The organism is Rhodobacter capsulatus, from assembly GCF_005144475.1.
Taxonomy (GTDB): domain Bacteria; phylum Pseudomonadota; class Alphaproteobacteria; order Rhodobacterales; family Rhodobacteraceae; genus Rhodobacter; species Rhodobacter capsulatus_C.
In genome coordinates this window covers 1-20247 of record NZ_SWJZ01000102.1, presented here as the reverse complement: position 1 = coordinate 20247, position 20247 = coordinate 1, and the positions used below count along the sequence as shown (strand labels likewise).

25 protein-coding genes and 1 pseudogene are annotated in these 20247 nt (G+C 68.5%); 17 read left to right on the top strand and 9 right to left on the bottom strand.

Going from position 1 to position 20247, the window contains the following annotated elements:
• Window position 1: 1 nt before the first annotated feature.
• The 5 genes from FBT96_RS18275 to FBT96_RS18255 all read right to left on the bottom strand — a co-directional run bounded on the left by FBT96_RS18275 (window position 2) and on the right by FBT96_RS18255 (window position 3741).
• Window positions 2–388 carry an HMA2 domain-containing protein gene (locus tag FBT96_RS18275; protein ID WP_136909210.1) on the bottom strand — a complete coding sequence of 129 codons (387 nt, stop codon included), beginning with the start codon at window positions 386–388 and terminating at the stop codon, window positions 2–4.
• A gap of 87 nt (window positions 389–475) precedes the next feature.
• Window positions 476–2623 (bottom strand): heavy metal translocating P-type ATPase, encoded by a 2148-nt coding sequence (locus FBT96_RS18270; RefSeq protein WP_136909208.1) that lies wholly within the window; start codon window positions 2621–2623, stop codon window positions 476–478.
• 20 nt (window positions 2624–2643) lie between these two features.
• Window positions 2644–2904, bottom strand: coding sequence for a hypothetical protein (locus tag FBT96_RS18265; RefSeq protein ID WP_136909206.1), 261 nt, complete (start codon window positions 2902–2904; stop codon window positions 2644–2646).
• Window positions 2901–3245 (bottom strand): hypothetical protein, encoded by a 345-nt coding sequence (locus tag FBT96_RS18260; RefSeq protein ID WP_136909204.1) that lies wholly within the window; start codon window positions 3243–3245, stop codon window positions 2901–2903. The genes FBT96_RS18265 and FBT96_RS18260 overlap by 4 nt, the downstream gene beginning before the upstream one ends.
• 1 nt (window position 3246) lies before the next feature.
• Window positions 3247–3741 (bottom strand): hypothetical protein, encoded by a 495-nt coding sequence (locus FBT96_RS18255; RefSeq protein ID WP_136909202.1) that lies wholly within the window; start codon window positions 3739–3741, stop codon window positions 3247–3249.
• 136 nt (window positions 3742–3877) lie between these two features.
• Here FBT96_RS18255 and FBT96_RS18250 point away from each other — a divergent pair, with 136 nt between their 5' ends.
• The 3 genes from FBT96_RS18250 (at window position 3878) to FBT96_RS18240 (ending at window position 5337) form a co-directional block, all read left to right on the top strand.
• Window positions 3878–4159, top strand: coding sequence for a FeoA family protein (locus FBT96_RS18250; protein ID WP_169583596.1), 282 nt, complete (start codon window positions 3878–3880; stop codon window positions 4157–4159).
• Window positions 4160–4325: 166 nt separating this feature from the next.
• Window positions 4326–4874: a flavodoxin gene (locus FBT96_RS18245; RefSeq protein ID WP_136909198.1), complete on the top strand. Its 549-nt coding sequence runs from the start codon at window positions 4326–4328 to the stop codon at window positions 4872–4874.
• Window positions 4875–4899: 25 nt separating this feature from the next.
• Window positions 4900–5337, top strand: a complete 438-nt coding sequence (locus tag FBT96_RS18240; RefSeq protein WP_136909196.1) for a hypothetical protein — start codon at window positions 4900–4902, stop codon at window positions 5335–5337.
• 145 nt (window positions 5338–5482) lie between these two features.
• Here FBT96_RS18240 and FBT96_RS18235 read toward each other — a convergent pair whose 3' ends face one another.
• The gene (locus FBT96_RS18235) at window positions 5483–5671 is read right to left on the bottom strand and encodes a hypothetical protein (RefSeq protein WP_013067147.1); all 189 of its coding nucleotides are present in this window, start codon (window positions 5669–5671) and stop codon (window positions 5483–5485) included.
• Between the two features lie 459 nt (window positions 5672–6130).
• Between FBT96_RS18235 and FBT96_RS21380 the strand changes: the two genes are divergently transcribed.
• The 6 genes from FBT96_RS21380 (at window position 6131) to FBT96_RS18210 (ending at window position 8556) form a co-directional block, all read left to right on the top strand.
• On the top strand, window positions 6131–6256 hold the full coding sequence (locus tag FBT96_RS21380) for a hemin uptake protein HemP (RefSeq protein ID WP_238530249.1): 126 nt from the start codon (window positions 6131–6133) through the stop codon (window positions 6254–6256).
• Between the two features lie 338 nt (window positions 6257–6594).
• The gene (locus FBT96_RS18225) at window positions 6595–7083 is read left to right on the top strand and encodes a TonB-dependent receptor plug domain-containing protein (RefSeq protein ID WP_169583594.1); all 489 of its coding nucleotides are present in this window, start codon (window positions 6595–6597) and stop codon (window positions 7081–7083) included.
• Window positions 7053–7226 carry a hypothetical protein gene (locus tag FBT96_RS20890; RefSeq protein WP_169583592.1) on the top strand — a complete coding sequence of 58 codons (174 nt, stop codon included), beginning with the start codon at window positions 7053–7055 and terminating at the stop codon, window positions 7224–7226. Before FBT96_RS18225 ends, FBT96_RS20890 begins: the two co-directional genes overlap by 31 nt.
• Before the next feature lie 18 nt (window positions 7227–7244).
• Window positions 7245–7703 carry a TonB-dependent receptor domain-containing protein gene (locus FBT96_RS18220; protein ID WP_136909190.1) on the top strand — a complete coding sequence of 153 codons (459 nt, stop codon included), beginning with the start codon at window positions 7245–7247 and terminating at the stop codon, window positions 7701–7703.
• Window positions 7704–7743: 40 nt separating this feature from the next.
• The gene (locus FBT96_RS18215) at window positions 7744–7962 is read left to right on the top strand and encodes a hypothetical protein (RefSeq protein ID WP_136909188.1); all 219 of its coding nucleotides are present in this window, start codon (window positions 7744–7746) and stop codon (window positions 7960–7962) included.
• 159 nt (window positions 7963–8121) lie between these two features.
• Entirely contained in the window at window positions 8122–8556 is a 435-nt protein-coding gene (locus FBT96_RS18210; RefSeq protein WP_136909186.1) for a hypothetical protein, read from the top strand.
• 180 nt (window positions 8557–8736) lie between these two features.
• Here FBT96_RS18210 and FBT96_RS18205 read toward each other — a convergent pair whose 3' ends face one another.
• Complete coding sequence (locus FBT96_RS18205) at window positions 8737–8952, bottom strand: hypothetical protein (protein ID WP_136909184.1); 216 nt, start codon at window positions 8950–8952, stop codon at window positions 8737–8739.
• A 538-nt stretch (window positions 8953–9490) separates the two neighbouring features.
• Between FBT96_RS18205 and FBT96_RS18200 the strand changes: the two genes are divergently transcribed.
• Window positions 9491–10390, top strand: coding sequence for a helix-turn-helix domain-containing protein (locus tag FBT96_RS18200; RefSeq protein WP_136909182.1), 900 nt, complete (start codon window positions 9491–9493; stop codon window positions 10388–10390).
• A gap of 36 nt (window positions 10391–10426) precedes the next feature.
• Here the strand turns inward: FBT96_RS18200 and FBT96_RS18195 are convergent, their stop codons facing one another.
• Window positions 10427–12559 carry a TonB-dependent siderophore receptor gene (locus FBT96_RS18195; RefSeq protein ID WP_136909180.1) on the bottom strand — a complete coding sequence of 711 codons (2133 nt, stop codon included), beginning with the start codon at window positions 12557–12559 and terminating at the stop codon, window positions 10427–10429.
• A 276-nt stretch (window positions 12560–12835) separates the two neighbouring features.
• Between FBT96_RS18195 and FBT96_RS18190 the strand changes: the two genes are divergently transcribed.
• The 7 genes from FBT96_RS18190 (at window position 12836) to FBT96_RS18160 (ending at window position 19746) form a co-directional block, all read left to right on the top strand.
• On the top strand, window positions 12836–13822 hold the full coding sequence (locus FBT96_RS18190) for an iron-siderophore ABC transporter substrate-binding protein (RefSeq protein WP_136909178.1): 987 nt from the start codon (window positions 12836–12838) through the stop codon (window positions 13820–13822).
• Window positions 13819–14832, top strand: coding sequence for a FecCD family ABC transporter permease (locus tag FBT96_RS18185; protein ID WP_136909176.1), 1014 nt, complete (start codon window positions 13819–13821; stop codon window positions 14830–14832). Before FBT96_RS18190 ends, FBT96_RS18185 begins: the two co-directional genes overlap by 4 nt.
• Complete coding sequence (locus FBT96_RS18180) at window positions 14829–15860, top strand: FecCD family ABC transporter permease (RefSeq protein ID WP_136909173.1); 1032 nt, start codon at window positions 14829–14831, stop codon at window positions 15858–15860. The genes FBT96_RS18185 and FBT96_RS18180 overlap by 4 nt, the downstream gene beginning before the upstream one ends.
• Window positions 15857–16678 (top strand): ABC transporter ATP-binding protein, encoded by an 822-nt coding sequence (locus tag FBT96_RS18175; protein WP_136909171.1) that lies wholly within the window; start codon window positions 15857–15859, stop codon window positions 16676–16678. Before FBT96_RS18180 ends, FBT96_RS18175 begins: the two co-directional genes overlap by 4 nt.
• Window positions 16671–17705, top strand: a complete 1035-nt coding sequence (locus FBT96_RS18170; RefSeq protein WP_136909170.1) for a siderophore-interacting protein — start codon at window positions 16671–16673, stop codon at window positions 17703–17705. The genes FBT96_RS18175 and FBT96_RS18170 overlap by 8 nt, the downstream gene beginning before the upstream one ends.
• 1 nt (window position 17706) lies before the next feature.
• Window positions 17707–19458 (top strand): ABC transporter ATP-binding protein, encoded by a 1752-nt coding sequence (locus FBT96_RS18165; protein ID WP_136909168.1) that lies wholly within the window; start codon window positions 17707–17709, stop codon window positions 19456–19458.
• Window positions 19459–19578: 120 nt separating this feature from the next.
• Window positions 19579–19746 carry a hypothetical protein gene (locus FBT96_RS18160; protein ID WP_249306560.1) on the top strand — a complete coding sequence of 56 codons (168 nt, stop codon included), beginning with the start codon at window positions 19579–19581 and terminating at the stop codon, window positions 19744–19746.
• On the opposite strand, the pseudogene FBT96_RS21080 reads toward FBT96_RS18160, so the two are convergent.
• Window positions 19730–20247, bottom strand: a pseudogene (locus FBT96_RS21080) (hypothetical protein); the annotation flags it as partial. The gene FBT96_RS18160 and the pseudogene FBT96_RS21080 overlap by 17 nt on opposite strands.

The window sequence follows — 20247 nt, the reverse complement described above, 5'->3', positions numbered from 1 at the left end:
TTCAGATCGCGGCGGCGACGATGCGGGTGATGAAGGTGTTCAGCACCGCCTTGCTCATCGCCACGGTCATCGCCTGTTTGAACTCGGGCGAGAGTTTCGCCCCCAGGATCGGCGCAGTGGTGCGGTTGGCGGCGGGCTGCGCCGTCGGGCGGGTCAGCGCGGCTTGCGGGCAATGGGCGCAGATGTGATCCATGATCGCGCCCAGCTCGCCGCGCTCGACATGGTAATGCACGATCACCGAAGCCGCGCCCCGGTTCACCTCGACCGCCAGCACGCCCTCCAGCGCGCCGACCTGTTCATGCAGCTTGCGCGCCAGATCGGCATCGCGGCGCAACGCCTCGATCTTGAAGCGGGCGCGGCCGGGGATGTGATGCACGCAGCAGACCATGAAAGCCTCCGAAAGCAGGATGGGGGCATCCTGCGGGCGCGGAGTATTTCTGTCAAGAATTATTGGCCGCCAAGGCGCGCGGGGCGGTCATCGCGGCAGATCCCGTGCCAACGCGGCCGGGCCGGTCGCGAACCCGGCCTGCGACAGCGCATAGAGAAGCAGCCCGAAGGTCGAACCGTTGTGCATCAGCGAGGCCGCCACCGGCGAGAGTCGCCCCGAAGAGGCGGCGACGAACAGCCCGGTGTTGATCGCCAGCGCCAGCGTGGTGTTGGTGCGGATGATCGCCATCGCCCGGTCACAGGCCTCGCGCGCGTCGGCCACGGCGCCGATCCGGTCCTCGGAAAGGGTGATGTCGGCCGTCGCCCGGGCGATGTCGGCGCCCTGTGCCATCGCGATCCCCACCCCGGCCGAGGCCAGGGCAGGCGCGTCGTTGATGCCGTCGCCGACAAAGGCGATGCGCCGCCCCTCGGCCTTCATCCGCGCCAGGATCTCCGCCTTGTCCTCGGGGCGCAATTCGGCATGGACCGCGTCAAAACCCAGCTCGCGCCCCAGCGCCTCGGCCCGGGCACGGCGATCGCCGGTCAGCATCACCAGATGCTTCACCCCGGCGCGGCGCAGCCTCTCGGCGGTGTCGCGCGCATCCGCCCGCAGACTGTCGCGCAGCCCGAAGAGCGCCGCCGGACGCCCGGCCAGCGCCATGTAAAGCGTCATCTTGCCTGCCTCGGCCAGAGCCTCGATCTGCGCCGCATGGGGGGTGAAATCGACCCCCTCGCGGGCCATGAAATGCCGCGCGCCCAGCAGCAGCTCGGCGCCGCCAAGGCTGGCCCGCAGCCCGCGCCCGACCTCGACCGTCACATCGCCCGAGAGATCCGCCGCCAGCCCCCGCGCCCGCGCCGCGCCGCGGATCGCCCGTGCAATCGGATGCTGCGCCGCCCCTTCCAGCGCCGCCGCAAGGCCCAGAACCTCGGCCTCGGTCTGCCCGCCAAGCGGCAGCACATCGCACAGATCAAGCCGCCCCTCGGTCAGGGTGCCGGTCTTGTCAAAGACGAACGTATCGGCCGCCGACAGCTTCTCGATCGAGGGACCGCCCTTGATCAGAATGCCCCGCGCCACCGCCGCCGACATCGTCGCGCGCACCGCGACCGGGGCGGAGAGCTTGATCGGACAGGCGTAATCGACCAGAAAGACCGAGGAAAGCCTGCGCAGATCGCGCGTCACGGCCAGCGTCGCCGCGCCCAGACCCAGCGTCATCCAGACCTGCCGGTTCGCCTGCGCGCTGGCCAGTTTCTCGGTCTCGGAGCGTTCGTTCAGCGCGCCGCGGATCAGCGCCGCAATCCGCGCCGTCGTCGTATCCGCGCCCACCTGATCGGCGCGCAGCCGCAGCATCCCGCTTTCCAGCGTCGATCCCGCAATCGCCAGCGCCCCCGGTTCCTTGGTCACCGCAAGGCTTTCGCCGGTGATCGAGGCCTCGTTCACCTGCGCCGTTCCGGTCAGAACCACGCCGTCAACCGGCACCGCCTCGCCCACCTGCACCAGCACGGTATCGCCCTGCACCACCTGATCAAAGGGCAGCTCGATCACCCTTCCCGCCCGCTCGACCCGGGCGGTTTCAGGGTTCGGCATCAGAAGATCCTGCAGCAGCGCGCCAGACTGCCGCATCGTGGTTTCTTCCAGATATTCGCCCGCTTCCATCATCAGATCGGTGGTCAGCGCGGTACCGAAACTGCCCCGCGCGACGCCCAGCGACACCGCCAGCGCATCGAGCACCTCGACCGAGACGCCCTTGGTCACAAGCGCGTCAAGCCCCCCCAGAACGCGCGGCGCAATCGCCCACAGCACCAGCCCCCGGGCCAGCGGCTGCGGCAGCACCGGCAGCGCCGCAAGCAGGGCAAGACGGCTGACCAAAGGCGCGACCGAGGGGCCTTCGGGCGCCTCTCCGGGGCGGTGAAAGCGCAGCTGATCGCGCCTCAGCCCCGCCACCCGGTCCAGAACACGCGCCCGGGTGGCCGCCGTGCCATCATGGGTGAAGATCACGCTTGCCGCCGCCGGGTTGAGCCGCACCGAGGCGACCCCGCGGATCTGCCGCAGCGCCCGCGCCAGATGTTCGGTATCCAGCCCCGGCAGGGTCAAGAGCGGCAGTTTCAGCCGCAGCCGACCGGGCAGCTCGTGTGCGATCGAGACCGACGGCGCGGAAACGACCCGGGCCGCAGCCCGCAAGGGAAGATCAGCGCGCATCGGGCACCTGTGATCCGGGGTTACTTGTCGCGCGTCGCCTGCGCCTGCGCTTCCGACTGGGCATCGCGGAAGCGTTCCTTCGCCTCTTCAAGCCCGCCCTGCAGGCCAAGCCAAAGCTGGGCAAGCCCCCCCATCAGCTTGCGCTGCGCCGCCTCGTTGGTCAGCACATAGGTGACGAGGCCGCCCAGGACCGCCCCGGTCAGAAACCGCGGGTTCGACAAAAGGCCGGGCTGGTTGGTGGCCTCGGCGGTCGCGGGGGTTTGCGCGTTGGTGTCGGTCATTGCGCGGCCTCCGCCGCTTCGGAGCCCGCTTCGGCCGGGGCGGGTTTGCGGCTGGAATTGGCGAAGTAAAGCACCCCCGCCGCCAGCGCGACAAGCCCGAGCACCGGCGCATTGCGCGCCAGATGCGAGGCGAGCGTCGCCACCGCGCCCGCCCCCGCGCCGATCGCGGCGCTGTTGGCGGTGGCCCGCATCGCCGCGTCGGTCGTGGTCTGGCCGTTGCGGACCCGGATCCCCTCGTTGATCGCGGTCCAGGCGCCGGTGATCGCGGCGCCATTCATCCCCGCACGCACGATCTGCGTGGTCGAGGGCATCAGCGGCGTGGCTTTCGGTTGCGATGACATGTCAGTTTTCCTCTGCTGTGGGGGTCGGTTTCGCGGCGGTGGGCGGGGCGCCCATGCCAGCCATGCCGCCCATGCCGTTCATGCCGAACCCCTGCGCGGCAAGGCCCGCAAACATCGCCTTGAGCGCGGGCAGATTGGCCAGCGCCAGCGCCACGGCCGAGCCCGCCACCGCGCCCTTCCAGAAATCGCGGTCGCGCAGGTTGAACAGCATCCCCAGCGTCTCGGCCGACACATCGCCCCGCGCCAGCCGGTCGAAGGCCTGCATCAGGTCGCGGTTATCGGGCTGCGGCTGTGGTTGCGGGCCAAGTTGCGCCCCGCCCTGAAACCCCGCCGCCGGTCCCGGCCCCGCCTGCGGCCCCCATCCCGGAGCACAGCCCGCCCCCCAGGGCGGCTCCGGCCCGAAGTAATACCATCCGACCGGCGGCGCCGCCCCGAAACCGGGCCCTTGCCCCTGCCTCGGTTCGCGCCCGTCGTCATCGTCGTCGCGCTTGCTCATCGTCTTTCTGTCCCGTCTCGCGTGCACCAGTTCAGCGCGAAGTTGAATATCGCGACATGACATGGGTCAAGGAGAAATGTTGAGTGTTTTACTAGGGTCGCAAAATGCCGCAGCCCTTCGCCTGACAGAGGTTCCGATGCCCGATGACACCCGCCCCGATCCCCGATTTGGCACCACAGCGCCGCTGCTGCCGCTTGCCCTTGCCGCCCCTGGCGCGCTGTTTCAGGTGGCGCGGCTGGCAGGTTGTGCCGATTTTCAGCATCGGATGGTGGCCATGGGGCTCGGACCGGGGCGCAGGCTGCAGGTGACGCAGAACGGCGGCGGGCAGATGGTCATTGCCCTGGGCGAAACCCGCATCGCGCTGGGGCGCGGCATGGCGCAAAAGATCCTTGTGCAGCCCATCAACGCGCCCGCCTGAGCGGCGTCGCCGTCTCGAATCCGACATTGTTGAGTGATTCACTTTTATTTGTTGGAATCCTGACAATTTTACCCGACAATCCGCTCCGAGATGACGCACAAAGCCTGGCACGAAACTTGCGAAGCAGTTGCGGGGGCATCAAGCCCGTCAGCCAAAAGGGGACATCATGGCGAAGATCGGGCTCTTCTTCGGATCGGACACCGGGACCACGCGCAAGATTGCAAAGCAGATCAAGGACATGTTTGACGATGAGGTGATGGCCAAGCCGCTCAACGTCAACCGGACCGAGGTGGCGGCGTTCATCGCCTACGACTTCCTGATCCTTGGCACGCCGACGCTGGGCGACGGGCAGTTGCCGGGGCTGAGCGCCAATGCCGCCTCGGAAAGCTGGGAGGAATTCCTGCCCAGGATCGCCGATCAGGATTTCCGCGGCAAGACGATCGCGCTGTTCGGGCTGGGCGATCAGGTCACCTATCCGCTGGAATTCGTCAACGCGCTGTTCTTCCTGCATGAATTCTTCTCGGATCGGGGCGCGACGCTGGTCGGGCGCTGGCCCGCCAAGGGGTATGAGTTCGAAGATTCGCTCGCCGTGGTGGAGGGCGAATTTCTGGGCCTTGCCCTTGATCAGGACAATCAGGCGGCGCTGACGCCCGAGCGGCTCAGGGGCTGGCTTGCGCTGATCGCGGCCGATTTCGGCCTTGTCCTGCCTGCATGACCGCCTGACCATGAAAGACCTGCCCATGAAAGAGCTTCCCCTGCCGTCCGAGACCGATGCCCGCGCCGCCCCGGCCACGGCCGCGCCCTGGCAAGATGACGTTCTGGCCGTGCTTCGGTTGATGATCGACAGTTACCGCGCGCCGGAACGCGACGGCTGGTGTCTTGCGCTCGACCGGGCGCAGGCACGCTGGGGCGAGACGCGAGGGGCGATCGTCTTTGCCGATCTGGCGCAGGTTCTGGCGCGGATGCGTGTGGCACGGCACTCGCCCTTCGGCTTTGGGCGGGTGGACGGATCGCAACCCCGTCCGACCCGGCATGAGGCGCTGTTCCTGCAGGTGGTGCGGCTGAGCCATGCCGGGCACGCGGCGCAGGCCGAGGCGGTGGCCACGCTGCTGTGCGAGGGCAACGAGGTCACCGCTTACCTGAATGCGGTGCGCCGTCTGGTGGCCAGTCTCGACTGAGCGGCAAAGCGGAATGCGGGGCCGGAATGCAGAAAGGGCAGCGCCCTGCGCTGCCCTTTTGACGTGGTCCCGATCAAAGCTGGCTGGGGGCTTTGTGGCTGGCCGTGGTGGCTGGCGGAAAGCGGACCTGGCTTGCGAAATCGGATCAGGCGTTTTCTTCTTCGAAGTGACCGCACCAGTCGGATTCCTTCACCACCGGCCACAGGCCGCGGGCGTCGGGGGCAATCTGGGTGACGGGCGGGTTGAAGCGGCACAGGCCGGCATCGGCCAGTTCTTTTTCACCGTTCGCGACATGATCTTCGAAGAAAGCGCATTTGGCGCAAGTGGCAGACATCACATGTCTCCTCTGTTCGAACAAGGCGCCGCCCAACCGCGGCGCCTGGCTTCTGATAGACCCGGCAATCGAGAAAATCAAATGAATTTACAATGAAATCAAATACTTGATGGTTTTTGTGCGAATTGGCCGGGCAAGGGTTTTGCTCGGGTTTCCGTCCGGGTGACGCCGTGCCGCAACCTCCTGATCGAACTGTGGCTTTTCTTCGTCCTCGAATCCCGATAGAAACACTCGACAGTTTTCAGGGGCGGTTTGACGCCCGATCGGCAGGCCCCAACGGCGGTTTCGTCCCCGCAAGGCCCCCTGCGATCCCGAGCGGCGCGTCCCCCCGGCGCGCAAGGAGAATCGCACATGTGCAATGACGAGGGACGGCCGAAACTTGCGCTTGGAAGCGTTGCCGACCGCGGTCTCGACGGCGTGTTCGGCGGGCAGGGGCCGGACGCCGGGCAAGGCTCCGACATCGCGCCGCCGTTGCACGACGCACGGGCGCTGACCGAGGGGGGAAGCCTTGTGCGGATCGTGCTGGACGGCGTCACCTATACCCTGCGCATCACCCGCAACGGCAAGCTGATCCTGACGAAGTGACCCGGCCCCCGGGGGGACGATCGGCCTTCGCCGGGTGCCGGGCCCGGCTCAACCGGTCTTGCGCCGCAACGCCCGGACCAGCCCCGCCGCATGGCTGGCCCGGGCCCGGTATTCATCCTCGATCGCCTCGATCCGCGCCGCCTGCAGTGCCCCCGGCCTGTGTCATCGCCTGTCTCCGGCTGCTGCCACGCGCTCAGGATACAGATTTGCACGCAACAGCCGACTTTTTTGTCGGGTTGCTTCTGGCGCATGGCGCCATCGGGCTCGTCTCGGGGCATCTGCCGGTCCTGCAGGTCGATGCGGAGTTGCAGATCGGCTAGATCGGCCTGTTCAGCGCGGTGGCTGCCAATGGGCTTGGCCTTGCTGGGGCGGTGATCGGCGGCGCCATCGTCGCGCTGGATGACATCGTCGTCACCGGCTCCAAACGCGGCGAGAAACTGCGCGATGGTCCCGGCTCGGTCGCCGTCGTCGATGCGCAGAAACTGACCGAGGAGGGGGGGGCCGACGGCGCCTCCGCGCTGCGCGAGATCCCGGGGGCGGTGATGTATTCCTGTGGCGATCGCAACAACGCCTTCATCACCCTGCGCGGGGTCGGCCCGCTTCTGATGCCGCTGAGCCCCGATGACAGTTCGGTGCTGACCTTTGTCGATGGCGCGCCCTTGATGCTGGAACAATCGGCCTCGAGCTATCTGGACCTTGAACAGGTCGAGGTGCTGAAGGGACCGCAGAACACGCTTTTGGGCCGGTCCACCTCGGGCGGGGCGATCAACCTCGTTCCGGCGCTGCCGACAATTACATGTTCCGGACCAAGGATCAGAGCCGTCTGACCCAGGAATTCCGGCTGTCCTCGCCGGACGGCGCCGCGATCGGCTGGGGGGCGCGGGCCGTCGCCTATCGCGACGAGAACCGCAAGACCAACACCAGCAACGTCACCGCCTGTGGGGCGACGCAGGCGGGCGACAAGAGCTAGGAGCAGGTCACCGATGGCGTGGCGGTCTTTGGGGACGTCAGCCTTCCGCTGAGCGAGCGGCTGACCGCCTCGGCCGGGCTGCGGCTGACCCACGAGGACAAGGAGTTCAAAGCAGATTTCGACTCTCTCGGGTATGATCCGCCCTCTCCGGGGATGCTGGCCGCCTGTTCCGAAAGCGGTCGGCTGAGCGACGATTTCTGGACCGGCAAGGCGGCGCTGTCTTGTGAATGGTCGCCCGATCTGACCACCCATGCCTCCATCGCGCGCGGCTACAAATCCGGCGGCAACGGTTTTTACAACACCTTCATGGGCTTTGGCGTGCCGCGCGAGCCTGTTCGAGGGTCGGGTGGATCTGTCGGGGGCAATCTTCTTCAACGACATGAACGACGAACAGTACCTGACGGTCCGTCAACCCTGTGGGGGGCGCGGGCACGGCGACGCCGGTTTACGGCGTGTCCTGTGACCGGGGCCGGGTGATCGGCGTCGGGATGACGGTGACATTCTGAAGGGGGATCACATGACACAGGGCGCAAGGATCGGGGCGGGGGCGCGGATCGCGCCGCGGCTGGGCGGCGTGCCCGAGACGCTGCTCTGGCCGCTGCGGTCGCGCGGGGATGACGGTGCTCGACCGCGGCGTCTTCGACGATCCGATGGCGGTCGATCTGTCAACCGGATCGACGATGATTTCGACCGGTTCGGCCCGGTCAGTCACTGGCATGCGGTGCGCTCGAAATAGTCGGACGGGCTGATCCGGCGCGATCTGGCCAGCCATCCCGAGGCGCAGGTTCTGGCGCTGGGCGAGGGGCTGGAGACGCAGTTCTGGCGGCCTGACAACGGGCGGCTGCGCTGGCTTTGCGTCGATCTGCCCGAAAGCATTGCGCTGCGCCGCCAGCTTTTGCCGGATCATCCGCGGCTGACGGAACTGCCGCTTTCCGCGCTGGAACCAGCGGTCTTCGAGGCGGTCGATCCGGCGCGGGGGCCTTTCGTCACCGCGGCGGGGCTGGTGATGTATTTCACCGCCGCGGAAACGCTGGATCTGTTGCGCCGCATCGGCAGGCATCGCGGCCCGACCCCGGCCGAGATCTTTTTCGACACCATCCCGCACTGGTTTTCGCGCCGGACGCGCAAGGGCATGGTGGTGGACAAGGATTACACCGCGCCGCAGAGGCCCTTTGCCCTGGCGCGCCGCGAGGTGCCGGGGCTCTCGCTTGTCTCGGCGATCGGCTATGGCGAGGCCTTTCCGGAGCGGTCGCGGCTGATCGCGAGGCTGGGGCGGCTGCCCGTGGTGCGCGACATGGCCCCGCTGCTGATCCACGCCCGTTTCGGCTGAGCTACGCCGCGGTCGGCGCGGGGCGGGCCCCTGATCGAAAAAGCCGGGCGTGATCAGCAGCCCCGCCATGCGATAGCGCTGCCCCATCGGTTCGCAAAAGCCGATCGGCGTGTCCTGACCCGGCGCCGAGATCTGCGCGATGCCCTGGCCCGGATGAACATGCGGTTGTCCCGCGACTTCTCAGCTCGAGGCCCCCTCGACCAGGGCCGAGACCCGGATGCAGCGCGGCGAGACCGACACCATGTCCAGCGTGGCCGCCAGTTCCAGATCGCAATCAAGGCATTGCAGCCCGCTGCGCAGGGTCTTGCGCAGATAGCGCCCCGCCACCACCACCCCGTTGCGCGGCGGCGGCTTCGGGGTGTCGCGGAAGGTGCGGGCGATCTCGTCCCGGAGCATGTCGCGCAGGGCAATCGCCGCCTTGGGGCCGTCGCCGACGACGATATCGCGATAGGGCGCGCCATCGGGCGCGGGGTTTTTCCTCCCGGTCTCCGAAATCGGGGCAGAGAATTATATTGACAAAAACAGTCAGTAAACGACAGCCCGTCTTCTCCGCGGCGTTCCCTGCGTCCGGATGCCACCTGCGGGAGATGATTTTCGGCAAGACGTGAGCCCGTCGCCTGCTGCAGGCTTCATGCCTGCTTTGCCAGGTCAACGCCGATGATCAAGACGTCCTTCATCGCTCAGCTCTCCTGATCCTCTCCGGATCAATCTGGCCATATGCCCTCAGGAGGGGCTGGCCAACCCATCCTCAGCCCTGCGCGCTGTATCAGGCCGACAGGGCTGAGGGCCGTCCCGGCGGGCTCTCTTGCGCCGGGTCGGGCAATGGCCTAGGTTCGGCGCCTGCGCACTACCCATGCCGCCGCGGTCGCTTTGGCCGCTCCGGTGCCACAGGCAAGCGTCGTTTCGGTGTTTTCTGCCTGTGGAGAAAAGGGAAATGGGCTTCCTGCCTGCGATGACCTGCCAGACGCACGGGATTTCCCGCACCGCGCCGGTGCGGTGGCGTTCGTTCGAGGCGATGTGCGGGGTGTTCTGGGAAGCCGAGGGCCGGGCCGGGGCGACGGGCTATTACAGCTCGCCCGATCCGCGGGTGATGCTGTTCTTCAACGATGTCTCCGACCAGATCCGGCTGTCCGAGCTGGGCGCCGCCGATCAGGGTCATGCCCGCCCGCTGCTGCGCGCGCTTTATGTGCCCGCGGGCATGCCGATCTGGACCCGCTTCGTGGCCGGGCATCGGTTTTCCCATCTGGATCTGCATCTGCACCGCAGCTGGCTTCTGGCGCGGCTGGGCGCGGGTCTTGGGGCGGGCGATGCGATGCGGGTGGCCAGTCAACCGGCCGAGCTGCAGGAGGTTTCGGCGCTGGCCGCGATCGGCGCGGCATTGCGGCAAGAGATCATCGCCCCCGAGCGCCACCCGATCTTTGCCGAAAGCCTGGCCGTGGCGCTGGTCGCGGGGCTTTTGGACATGCCCGGGGCGCAGCCGCCCGAGACGCGCCATTCCGGCGGCCTGACGCCCGAGCAGATGCGCCGGTTGCAGCGGCTGCTGGAGGAGGACGGCCGCGGCCGGCTGAGCACCGCGGCGCTGGCCGAGGCGGTGGGTCTTTCGCCCGGCTGGTTTTCGCAGGCCTTCAAGAAGACCACCGGCAAGACGCCGCTGCAATGGCAGCAGGAACGCCGCATCGCGGGGGTGAAACAGGCGCTTCTGGCCTCGGAGATGGTGATTGCCGATGTCGCGATGCAGTTCGGCTTTGCCGATCAGGCGCATCTGACGCGGGCGTTTCGCCGTCACGAGGGCACGACGCCCTCGGCCTGGCTGCGCGCCCAGCGCAAGGCATGACCCCGGCCGCCGCCTGTGGCCGCCGGGGTCGCGTGCTTACCAGCTCTTGCGCAGGCTCAGCCCGATTTCGCGGCCGGGATTGTAATAATCCGCCGTGCCCGAGCCGACGACATGCTGGTCGTCCAGCAGGTTGCTGACATGCAGTTCAAGCGTTGCGGTTTCCGACAGATCATAGCCCACCGAGGCATCGACCAGCGTCGCGGCGCTGGCCTTGCGGCTGTTGACCGCGTCGAAATAATAGCTGCCGACATGGCGCAGCCCCAGCCCCAGCGTCACATCCCCCCGCGCCTGCGTGCCTGCCAGCGTGTAGTTCGCCCAGATCGAGGCGACATGATTGGGCGTCGAGGCGAATTGCTTGCCCGCGATCGAGGCGCCCGAGCGCAGCGTGCCCGTCACCACTTCCGAGTCGATGTAGGAATAAGAGCCGATCAGCGTCAGCGCCGAAGTCAATTCGGTCTTGGCCTCCAGATCAAGGCCGCGCACTCGCGATTCCCCGACCTTTTCGCGCTCGATCGCGCCGCCGGGCTGCACCACCGCAATCGTCACATCCTTTTTCGTCAGGTCATAGACCGCCGCCGAAATCAGGGTGTTGCTGCCCTCGGGGGCGAATTTCACCCCGATTTCATATTGTTCGCCGCGTTCGGGATCGACGCCGACGGTGGGCGGCGCGATGGATTCGACGAAGCTGCCATAGATCGACAGGCTGGGGGTGAACTTCCAGGTCAGCGCCGCCCGGCCCGAGCTTTCGGAAAAATCGCCGCCGGTGCTGACCGGCGTCGCGCCCATCAGGTTGGTGCTGGTGACATCAAGCCAGTCATGGCGCAGCCCGACGGTGGCAATCAGCCGGTCGTTGAAAGCCAGGTTCTGCGTCGCAAAGACCGAGCGGGTCAGGTTTTCCACCCGCGTGCGGGCATAGACCGAGGGGCTGGCCGGGCCGCCCGAAAAAACCGGATTGGCCAGGTCGATCGACCCGGCAAGCCCGTAGATCGAGGTGTCGGTGCTGGTGCCGTCGCGGAATTCGATCCCGCCCAGCGTGCTGCTGCCGATGCTGCCGAAGGTCGTGTCATATTGCAGCACGGCATTGCCGATCGTCTCGGTCGCGCTGCGGTCGGTGCCGAAATAATAGCGCGAGAGCGTCGTGCCCGTGCGTCCGGCATAATCGTAAAGATAGACATAGCCGAAAGTGTCGGTCAGGTCACTGTAGCGCAGATTGCCGCGCAGCGTCAGGCCATTGCCGAAATCATGGGTCAAAAGCGCGGTGACCGAGGTGCGTTCGACATCGTGATAGTTGAACCCGGGCTCGCCATAAAAGGCGCTGCGGTCATAGTCCCGATCCAGCGGATAGCCGCCGCTGTTGGGTGTGCCGTCGCGGTCCAGATGATCGACGATCAGGCTCAGCGAGGTGGCGGTGCTGGGCGACCAGGTCAGCCCGGCCATCAGGAAGGTCTCGTCATCGTTGGAATGGTCGTATTCCAGCGCGCCGTCCTTGACCTTGCCGGTCAGCCGGAAGGCCAGCGTATCGGCCGCGTTCAGCACATTGCCGAAATCAAAGGCGGCCTCGGCGCTGCCGAAGGACCCGTAGCTGAGCCGCGTTTCGGCGATGCGTTCGAATTTCGGCTGTTTGGTGACGAAGTTCACCGAGCCGCCCGGATCGGCGACGCCAAACAGCGTCGAATTGGCGCCGCGCAGCACTTCGACCCGCTCATAGGCATAGGGGTCTTCGCGCACGCCGCGCATCGAGCCCAGCGTCAGCCCGTCGCGATAGGTCGTGGCGCTGAAGCCGCGGATCTGGAAATAGTCGTTGCGGTCGTCGGTGCCATAGTAATCGGTGTGCAGACCGGCGGAATATTGCAGCACCTCTTCCAGCGTGTCGGCCTTGCGGGCCTCGATTTCCTTTTGCGTGATCACCGAGACCGAGGCGGGCGTGTCCTGCAGGCTGGTGGCGACCTTGCCGCCCACCCAAAGCTCGCGGGCGACGACCGTGGCCGCATCGTCATCGGCCTTGCCCGCGGCGTTGACGGTGATCGGCGACAGGCGGAACGGGGTTTCGGCGTCGGTTTCGGCACCGTCCTGGGCCGTGGCGGGCTGGGCGGCCAGCAGCGCCAGCACCGCGCAGCCCGATTTCAGCAGCCGGTGGCGCGGCCGGACGGTTTGGGAAGGGAAGGTCACGTCGATATCTCCAAAAGGGGGTCGGGCTGGCTCTCCGGGGGCGGGGCCCGGCCGGGTGGCTGTGCAAGGCCGCGCCGCCGGGCCCCGAAGGGCGGCGGCCGAAGCCTTGCGATGCTGGCGCTCTAGCAGCCGGGCGCGGATTGGTCTTGAAGAAACTGATGGTTTTTGTCAGAAACTTTGGCGAAGCTGCGCCGCGCCCGGTTCCGACGGGCGCGCAGCCTTGACCGGCCCGGCAGCCGCGGGCAAGGCGGTGCCAATCGAAGGACATCTGCCCCCATGCGACACCCCCTGTTCCTGCTGCGCCTTGGCGCCCTTGCCCTTGTGGCGGCGCTGCCGCGGGCAGCGCTGGCCGAACCCTATCCGCTGGAAATCCACCATGCGTTCGGCACCACCGTCCTGACCGAAAAGCCGGTCCGCATCGCCACGGTGGCCTGGAGCAATCACGAGGTGCCGCTGGCGCTGGGGGTGGTGCCGGTGGGCTTTGCGCGGGCGAATTTCGGCGATGACGACGGGGATGGCATCCTGCCCTGGGTCGAGGCGCGTCTGGCCGAGCTGGGCGCCCCGCCGCCGGTGCTGTTTGACGAGGGCGACGGGATCGACTTCGAGGCGGTGGCGGCGACCGACCCCGATGTGATCCTGGCCGCCTATTCCGGCCTTTCCGCGCAGGACTATGACACCCTCAGCCGCATTGCCCCGGTTGTGGCCTACCCGCAAGCGCCCTGGACGACGGATTGGCGCCAGACGATCGCGCTGAACAGTGCGGGTATGGGCATGGCCGCCGAGGGGCAGGCGCTGATTGCGCGGCTGGACGGCAAAATTGCGAAGACCCGCGCGGAACATCCTGAATTCGCGGGAAAAACCGCGATGTTCGTGACCCATCTGGCGGCGCAGGATCTGAGCCGGATCGGCTTTTACACCGACCGCGATGCCCGGGTGCAGTTCTTTCGCGACCTGGGCTTTGACGCGCCGCAGATGGTGCGGGACGCCGCCGCAGGGGGCGCCTTTTCGGCCGAGGTCAGCGCCGAGCTGATCGACAGCCTGGCCGATGTCGATGTGCTGGTGACCTATGGCGGCGCGGCTTTGCGTGACAGCCTGTCAAGCGATCTTCTGACCGCGCAGCTGCCCGCGGTGCGGCGCGGCGCGCTGGTGATGCTCGACAATGACCCGATGGGCACCGCGGCCAATCCTACGCCGATGTCGCTGCCCTGGGTGCTGGACGCCTATGCCGACCGGCTCTCGGCGGCGGTGACGGCGGGTCGATGAGCGGGCAGGCGGCAAGCGGGCAGGTGGGCAGGGCGCTGCGCGGGCTGGTGGCTCTGGCGGCGCTGACGGTCGTTGTCGGGCTGTCGCTGGGCCTTGGCGCGCGGTCGGTCGGGCTGACGGATCTCTGGATCGGGCTGACCGGCACGCCGCAAACCATCGCCGAGGCCGCGGTGGCGGCGCGGCTGCCCCGCACGGTTCTGGCGGCGCTGGCGGGGGCTTCGCTCGCCATGGCCGGGGCGGCGATGCAGGGGCTGACGCGCAATCCGCTGGCCGATCCGGGCCTTTTGGGCACCAATGCCGGGGCGGCTTTGGCGGTGGTGATCGCGCTGGCCTGGCTTGGCCCCGAGGGCGCCGCCGCGACGATCTGGATTGCCATTGCCGGGGCGGGGATCGCCGCCGCGGCGGTCTATGCGATTGCCAGTCTGGGGCGGGGCGGCGCGACGCCGCTCAAGCTGGCGCTGGCGGGTGCGGCGCTGGGGGCGGCGCTTGGCGCGCTGACGACGGCGGTGATCTTGCCGCGCGGCGATATCGGCGGTCTGGCGCAATCCTGGATGATCGGCGGCGTCGGCGGCGCCCGCTTTGCGCAGATCGCGCCGGTCTTGCCGTTTCTGGCCGCGGGGGCGGTGGCGACGCTTGTTTCGGCGCGCAAGCTGAACCTGCTGGCCTTGGGCGAGGAGACCGCGACCGGGCTGGGCGAGACGGTCTGGCGGGCGCGGGCGCTGGCGGCGGGCGGGGCGATCCTGCTGTCGGGCGCCACCACCGCGCTGTGCGGCCCGATCGGCTTCGTGGGTCTTGTGGTGCCGCATGCCTGCCGGGTGCTGTTCGGCGTCGATTACCGCTGGATCCTGCCCTTTTCCGCCCTTGGCGGCGCGCTGCTGCTGCTTTTGGCCGATGTCGCGGGCCGGGTGATCGCCCGTCCCGCCGAGGTGGATGCGGGGATCGTCACCGCCTTTCTTGGGGCGCCCGTCTTCATCTGGATCGTGCGACGCCTGGGCGGGCGGGCGCCATGACGGCGACGCTTGCCATCATCGCCCGGTTGCGCCGGGACCGGCTGCGCCGCCGCGGCCTTGTGCTGGCGCTTCTGGCGGCGCTGATCTTCGCGGGCCTGGCCGCCATGCTGATGCTGGGCCATCGGATCCTTGCGCCCGGCGTCGTGCTGGAGGTGCTGCGGGGCGCCGAGATCCCGGGCGTCAGCTTCACCCTGCGCGAGCTGCGTTTGCCGCGGGCGCTTCTGGCCGTGGCCGCGGGGGCGGCCTTCGGTCTGGGCGGCATCGCCTTTCAGACGCTTTTGCGCAATCCGCTGGCCAGCCCCGACATCATCGGCATCAGCGCGGGGGCCAGTGCCGCGGCGGTGCTGGCGATCGTCGGCCTGGGGCTGGGCGGGCCCGTGGTGTCGGTGCTGGCCGTGGCGGCGGGGCTGGGCGTGGCCGGGCTGATCACGCTTTTGTCCTGGCGCGACGGGCTTTGCGGGACGCGGCTCATACTGGTGGGGATCGGGCTTTCGGCGCTGTTGCAAAGCCTGACCGCCTATGTGCTGAGCCGCGCGCCAAGCTGGTCGCTGCAAGAGGCCTTGCGCTGGATGTCGGGCAGCCTGAACGGCGCGCAGATGGGGCAGGTTGCGCCGCTTGCCCTGGTGCTGGGGCTTGGCGGCGGCTGGCTGATCGCGCGTGCCGCCGATCTGGAGGCGCTGCGGCTGGGCGACGAGGCGGCGGCGGGGCTGGGCCTGCGGCTCGGTCGGCTGCGGGTGGGCGTGATCCTGGCGGCGGTGGCGCTGGTCGCGGTGGCCACGGCGACGGTGGGGCCGGTGGCCTTTGTCGCCTTTCTGTCGGGGCCGATCGCGGCGCGGCTGACCGGGCGCGACGGATCGCTTTTGCTGCCCGCGGCCTGCGTTGGCGCGGTTCTGGTGCTGACGGCCGATCTGGCCGGGCAATGGCTTCTGCCCGCGCGCTATCCGGTCGGCGTCGTCACCGGAGTTCTGGGCGCCCCCTATCTTCTGGCGCTGATCTGGCGCGACAATGCGAAAGGAGCCGGTCTGTGACACCTCCAACCCTGTCGGCGCGCGGTCTTGTGGCGGGCTATGGCGCGGCGCCGGTGCTGCAGGGCATCGACCTCGACATCGCGCCGGGCAAGATCACCGTCATCGTCGGCGCCAATGCTTGCGGCAAGTCCACGCTGCTGCGCGCGCTGGCCCGGCTCTTGCCGCTGCGGGCGGGGCGGGTGACCTTTGACGGCACCGATCTGCACCGGATTGCGCCGCGCAGGCTGGCGCGCAGGCTTGGCTTTTTGCCGCAAACGCCGATCGCCCCCGAGGGGATCACCGTGCTGGATCTGGTCAGCCGCGGGCGCCATCCGCATCAGGGGCTGTTTTCGCGCTGGAGCCCCGCCGATGCCACAGCCGTCGCCCGGGCGCTTGATGTCACCGACACCGCGGCGCTGGCCGGGCGCGATCTGGCGGCACTTTCGGGCGGGCAGCGCCAGCGTGTCTGGATCGCCATGGCGCTTGCACAGGAGACCGAGGTGCTGCTGCTGGATGAACCGACGACTTTTCTGGACATCAACCATCAGATCGAAGTGCTTGATCTTCTGGCCGATCTCAACCGCCGCCGTGGGACGTCGGTGGTGATGGTGCTGCATGATCTCAATCTGGCGGCGCGTTATGCCGATGTGCTGGTGGCGATGCGGGCCGGGCGCCTGCACGATCAGGGCCCGCCCGAGGCGGTGCTGAGCGCGGCCAATATCCGCGCGCTTTTCGGTCTGGACAGCACGATCCTGCCCGATCCGGTCAGCGGGCGGCCGATGATGATCCCGCACGGGCGGCGGACGGGGCAGATGGGGCAGGGGCTTGCGCATGGCTGACGGATCGCATCGGATCACGACGCTGTTGCCGGTCGATGCCGAAACCGCGCTGCCGCGGTTCGAGGCCCGCGCCCGCGCCATCGGCTTTGCCTGCGCGCGCATCGGGGGGCGGCTGCGGGTGACGCTCTCGGGCGGCACGGCGACGGTTGGCCCCGCCCCGGGGGGCACCGCGCTTGCGGTCACGGCCGAGGATGGCCCGCATCTGCAGATGCTGCGCGACTATCTGACCGAGGAATTGCAGGCGGCGGGGTTGCGCCCGCTTTGGCAGGGACCGCCGGGCGACGGCTGGCCTGCCAGCCATGCGCGCACGCGGGTGGTGGCGGTGCAGCGCCTCTCGCCCGCGTATCGACGGGTCATTCTGGCCGGGGCCGATCTGGCGCGCTTTGGCGCGGGCGGGCTGCATTTCCGCCTGCTTCTGGGGCCGCCGGGCGCGGACTGGCCCCGCACCGACGGCAATGGCGTGACGCAATGGCCGGGGGGGGCGGCGGCCTGGCACAAGCCCGTCTACACGATCCGCCATCTTGATCTGACCCTGCCCGAGCCGCAGCTGGCCTTTGATGTCTTCCTGCATGCGGGCGGGCGCGTCACCGACTGGACGGCGGCGCTGCGCCCCGGCACCGACGTCGCGCTGGCCGGGCCGGGCGGCGATCGGGGGCCGCGTCCGGCTTTCTGGCACGGCCTTGTCGGCGACGAGACCGCGCTGCCGGTGATCGCCCGGCATCTGGCGCTTTTGCCCGCCGACGCGCGCGGCGCGGCGCTGATCGTGGTTCCCGACCGGGCCGACATCCAGCCGCTGGCCGCCCCGCCGGGGCTGGCGCTGCGCTGGCTCTTGCGGGCCGAGGGCGCGACGCCGCTGGCGGCGCTGGCAGAGCTGTCCATTCCCGAAACCGGCCGCGCGGTCTTTTTCGCTGCCGAACAGGCCGAGGCGCAGGCGGCGCGTCAGGCGCTTTTGGCGCGCGGGCTGGCCAAGTCCGAATTCACCGCGGCGGGCTACTGGAACGCCGCCACCGCCGCCGGAGAGACCTGACGTGCTTGAGGCGCTTGTTGACCATTACCGCCCGCATCTGCGGCTTCTGGGGCTGGATCTGGCCGCTGCGATCCTGTCGGGGCTGCTGGAGCTGGCCTTTCCGCTGGCGATCGCGGCCTTCATCGACCATCTGTTGCCGTTGGGCCAATGGGGGCTGACGCTTTGGGCGGCGGCGGGGCTGGGGATCGTCTATTGTCTCAATGCCGGACTGATGGCGGTGGTGATCTATCTGGGCCACAAGCTTGGCATCGCCATCGAGACCGGGCTGCGGCTGCGCGCCTTCGAGCATCTGACCCGGCTCAGCTTCGGCTGGTTCGACCGCAACGAGACCGGCAAGCTTGTGGCCCGGGTGACCCGCGATCTGGAGGAGGTGGGCGAGGTCGCCCATCACGGCCCCGAAGATCTGCTGATCGCGCTGATGACCTTTGCCGGGGCTTTCGCGCTGATGGTCTGGCTGCATCTGCCGCTTGCGGTGCTGACGGTGGGGATCGTGCCGCTGATGGTGGCGCTGCTGACGATCTATGGCGGGCGGATGACCCGGGCCTGGCAGGCGATCTATGGCCAACTGGGGCAGTTCAACGTGCGTCTGGCCGAGACGCTGGGCGGCATCCGCGTCGTGCAGGCCTTTACCAACGAGCCGCATGAACGGCGGCTTTTTGCCCGCGCGAACGAGGACTATCGCCGCGCCAAGCTGGAGGCCTATCGGCTGATGGCGGCGGCCGCGACGCTGCAATACATGGGGCTGCGGCTGGTGCAGGTGGTGGTGATGGTGGCGGGCGCGGGTTTCGTCTTCGCCGGATCGCTCTCGACCGGGGATTTCGTCGCCTTCCTGCTTCTGGTCACGGTGTTCTTCCGGCCGCTGGAAAAGATCGCCGCGGTGATCGAGACCTATCCGCGCGGCATTGCCGGGTTCCAGCGGTATCAGGCGCTTCTGGCCGAGGTGCCCGAGATTGCCGATGCGCCCGGGGCGGTGGCGGCGCCCGCGCTGTCCGGGCGGATCGCGTTCGAGCGGGTCAGCTTCGGCTATGATCCGGCCCGGCCGGTGCTGCGCGATCTGTCCTTGACGGTCGAGCCCGGGCAGACGGTGGCGCTGGTGGGGGCCTCGGGGGCGGGCAAGACCACGCTTTTGTCGCTGGTGGGGCGGTTCTACCTGCCGCAATCGGGCCAGATCCGCATCGATGGCCAGCCGATCGAACGCTTCACCCTTGCCTCGTTGCGCGCGCAGATCGGGGTGGTGTCGCAAGATGTGTTCCTGTTTGGGGGCACCCTGCGCGAGAACATCGCCTATGCCCGCCCCGAGGCGGATGACGCGGCGATCCTGGCCGCGGTGCGGGCGGCGCAGCTGGAAGACCTTCTGGCCGATCTGCCCGAGGGGCTGGAAACGGTCGTGGGCGAACGCGGCGTGCTGCTGTCGGGCGGGCAGAAGCAGCGGGTGGCGATTGCGCGGGTGTTCCTGCGCAACCCGCCGATCCTGCTTCTGGACGAGGCGACCTCGGCGCTGGACCGGGCGACGGAGCGGCGGGTGCAGGCGGCGCTGGCCAGCCTCGCGCGCGGGCGCACGGTGCTGGTGATCGCGCATCGGCTGGAAACGATCCGCCATGCCGACCGGATCGTGGTGCTGGAAAACGGCCGGATCGTCGAAAGCGGCAGCCACGAGGCGCTTTTGGCGGGCGGTTCGGCCTATCGCGCGCTCTGGGACGGGCTGGGGGCTGGTCGGGGACCGGTTCAGGCGCTGGGGCGGGTCAGCACATAGCCGACGCCGCTGGCCAGCAACGCCAGCACCGCCCCGGCCTGCCACAGGGGCGGGTGGCCCGGGGGTCCTGAACGGCGAAACCGCCAAACAGCGACGGTACGGCGCTCTTGGTCGAGAGGGATGCGCTGGTTGACCTGGACCCCGCGCGAGGATCTGTCGCTCTTCGCCCATGTGAACAACATCTTCGATGATCGTTCAGTGACCAACCTGCGCGCGCTGCAGGGCACGTTGCAGGGCACGGTGGCCGATCCGCGCGCGGTCGGCGTCGGCCTCAAGATGGCCTTCTGAACGACAGCCCGGCCCCGAGACGATCTTCGGGGCCGGGCGCTTGCGGGCGCTCCGCCGGATCAGGGCAGCAGCGCGTCCAGCGGCCGGTCGGCGGCCCCTCCCGCGCGCCGTTCAGCCGGTTCTGGGCGTGGATCTGGAGGAACACCTCGAACATATGCGCCTCAAGGGGCGCGGTGCCGCCCGACAGCGCCGCCTCGACCAGATCGATCGGGATTTCGCTGTGCGGCATCGAGGCGGTGATCTGGTCGCGCACCGCGGTGATCAGCGCGCGCGGGGTCGCATCGCTGATGTCAAGGTTGTTGCGACCTGCAACCTTTTCAACATTTACGCGCAAAGCTCGAAACCCTGATCCACCGCATCTTGAGCCTGCCCGGTTCGACGTGGAAATCCGCGACAGGTTCGCCGCATTCTGGACCACGGGATCGAGGTGCATGACATGCGTGCCATCGACGAGACCGGCGTCGTCGCGCCGCTGCGGGCCTTCATCGAGCGGGTGCGGGC

Bases quoted from the DNA above. Each gene is read 5' to 3' on its own strand.
- FBT96_RS18275 (WP_136909210.1), bottom strand. From the start codon at position 388: ATGGTCTGCTGCGTGCATCACATCCCCGGCCGCGCCCGCTTCAAGATC.
- FBT96_RS18270 (WP_136909208.1), bottom strand. From the start codon at position 2,623: ATGCGCGCTGATCTTCCCTTGCGGGCTGCGGCCCGGGTCGTTTCCGCG.
- FBT96_RS18265 (WP_136909206.1), bottom strand. From the start codon at position 2,904: ATGACCGACACCAACGCGCAAACCCCCGCGACCGCCGAGGCCACCAAC.
- FBT96_RS18260 (WP_136909204.1), bottom strand. From the start codon at position 3,245: ATGTCATCGCAACCGAAAGCCACGCCGCTGATGCCCTCGACCACGCAG.
- FBT96_RS18255 (WP_136909202.1), bottom strand. From the start codon at position 3,741: ATGAGCAAGCGCGACGACGATGACGACGGGCGCGAACCGAGGCAGGGG.
- FBT96_RS18250 (WP_169583596.1), top strand. From the start codon at position 3,878: ATGCCCGATGACACCCGCCCCGATCCCCGATTTGGCACCACAGCGCCG.
- FBT96_RS18245 (WP_136909198.1), top strand. From the start codon at position 4,326: ATGGCGAAGATCGGGCTCTTCTTCGGATCGGACACCGGGACCACGCGC.
- FBT96_RS18240 (WP_136909196.1), top strand. From the start codon at position 4,900: ATGAAAGAGCTTCCCCTGCCGTCCGAGACCGATGCCCGCGCCGCCCCG.
- FBT96_RS18235 (WP_013067147.1), bottom strand. From the start codon at position 5,671: ATGTCTGCCACTTGCGCCAAATGCGCTTTCTTCGAAGATCATGTCGCG.
- FBT96_RS20890 (WP_169583592.1), top strand. From the start codon at position 7,053: ATGTTCCGGACCAAGGATCAGAGCCGTCTGACCCAGGAATTCCGGCTG.
- FBT96_RS18215 (WP_136909188.1), top strand. From the start codon at position 7,744: ATGACACAGGGCGCAAGGATCGGGGCGGGGGCGCGGATCGCGCCGCGG.
- FBT96_RS18205 (WP_136909184.1), bottom strand. From the start codon at position 8,952: ATGCTCCGGGACGAGATCGCCCGCACCTTCCGCGACACCCCGAAGCCG.
- FBT96_RS18200 (WP_136909182.1), top strand. From the start codon at position 9,491: ATGGGCTTCCTGCCTGCGATGACCTGCCAGACGCACGGGATTTCCCGC.
- FBT96_RS18190 (WP_136909178.1), top strand. From the start codon at position 12,836: ATGCGACACCCCCTGTTCCTGCTGCGCCTTGGCGCCCTTGCCCTTGTG.
- FBT96_RS18185 (WP_136909176.1), top strand. From the start codon at position 13,819: ATGAGCGGGCAGGCGGCAAGCGGGCAGGTGGGCAGGGCGCTGCGCGGG.
- FBT96_RS18180 (WP_136909173.1), top strand. From the start codon at position 14,829: ATGACGGCGACGCTTGCCATCATCGCCCGGTTGCGCCGGGACCGGCTG.
- FBT96_RS18170 (WP_136909170.1), top strand. From the start codon at position 16,671: ATGGCTGACGGATCGCATCGGATCACGACGCTGTTGCCGGTCGATGCC.
- FBT96_RS18160 (WP_249306560.1), top strand. From the start codon at position 19,579: ATGCGCTGGTTGACCTGGACCCCGCGCGAGGATCTGTCGCTCTTCGCC.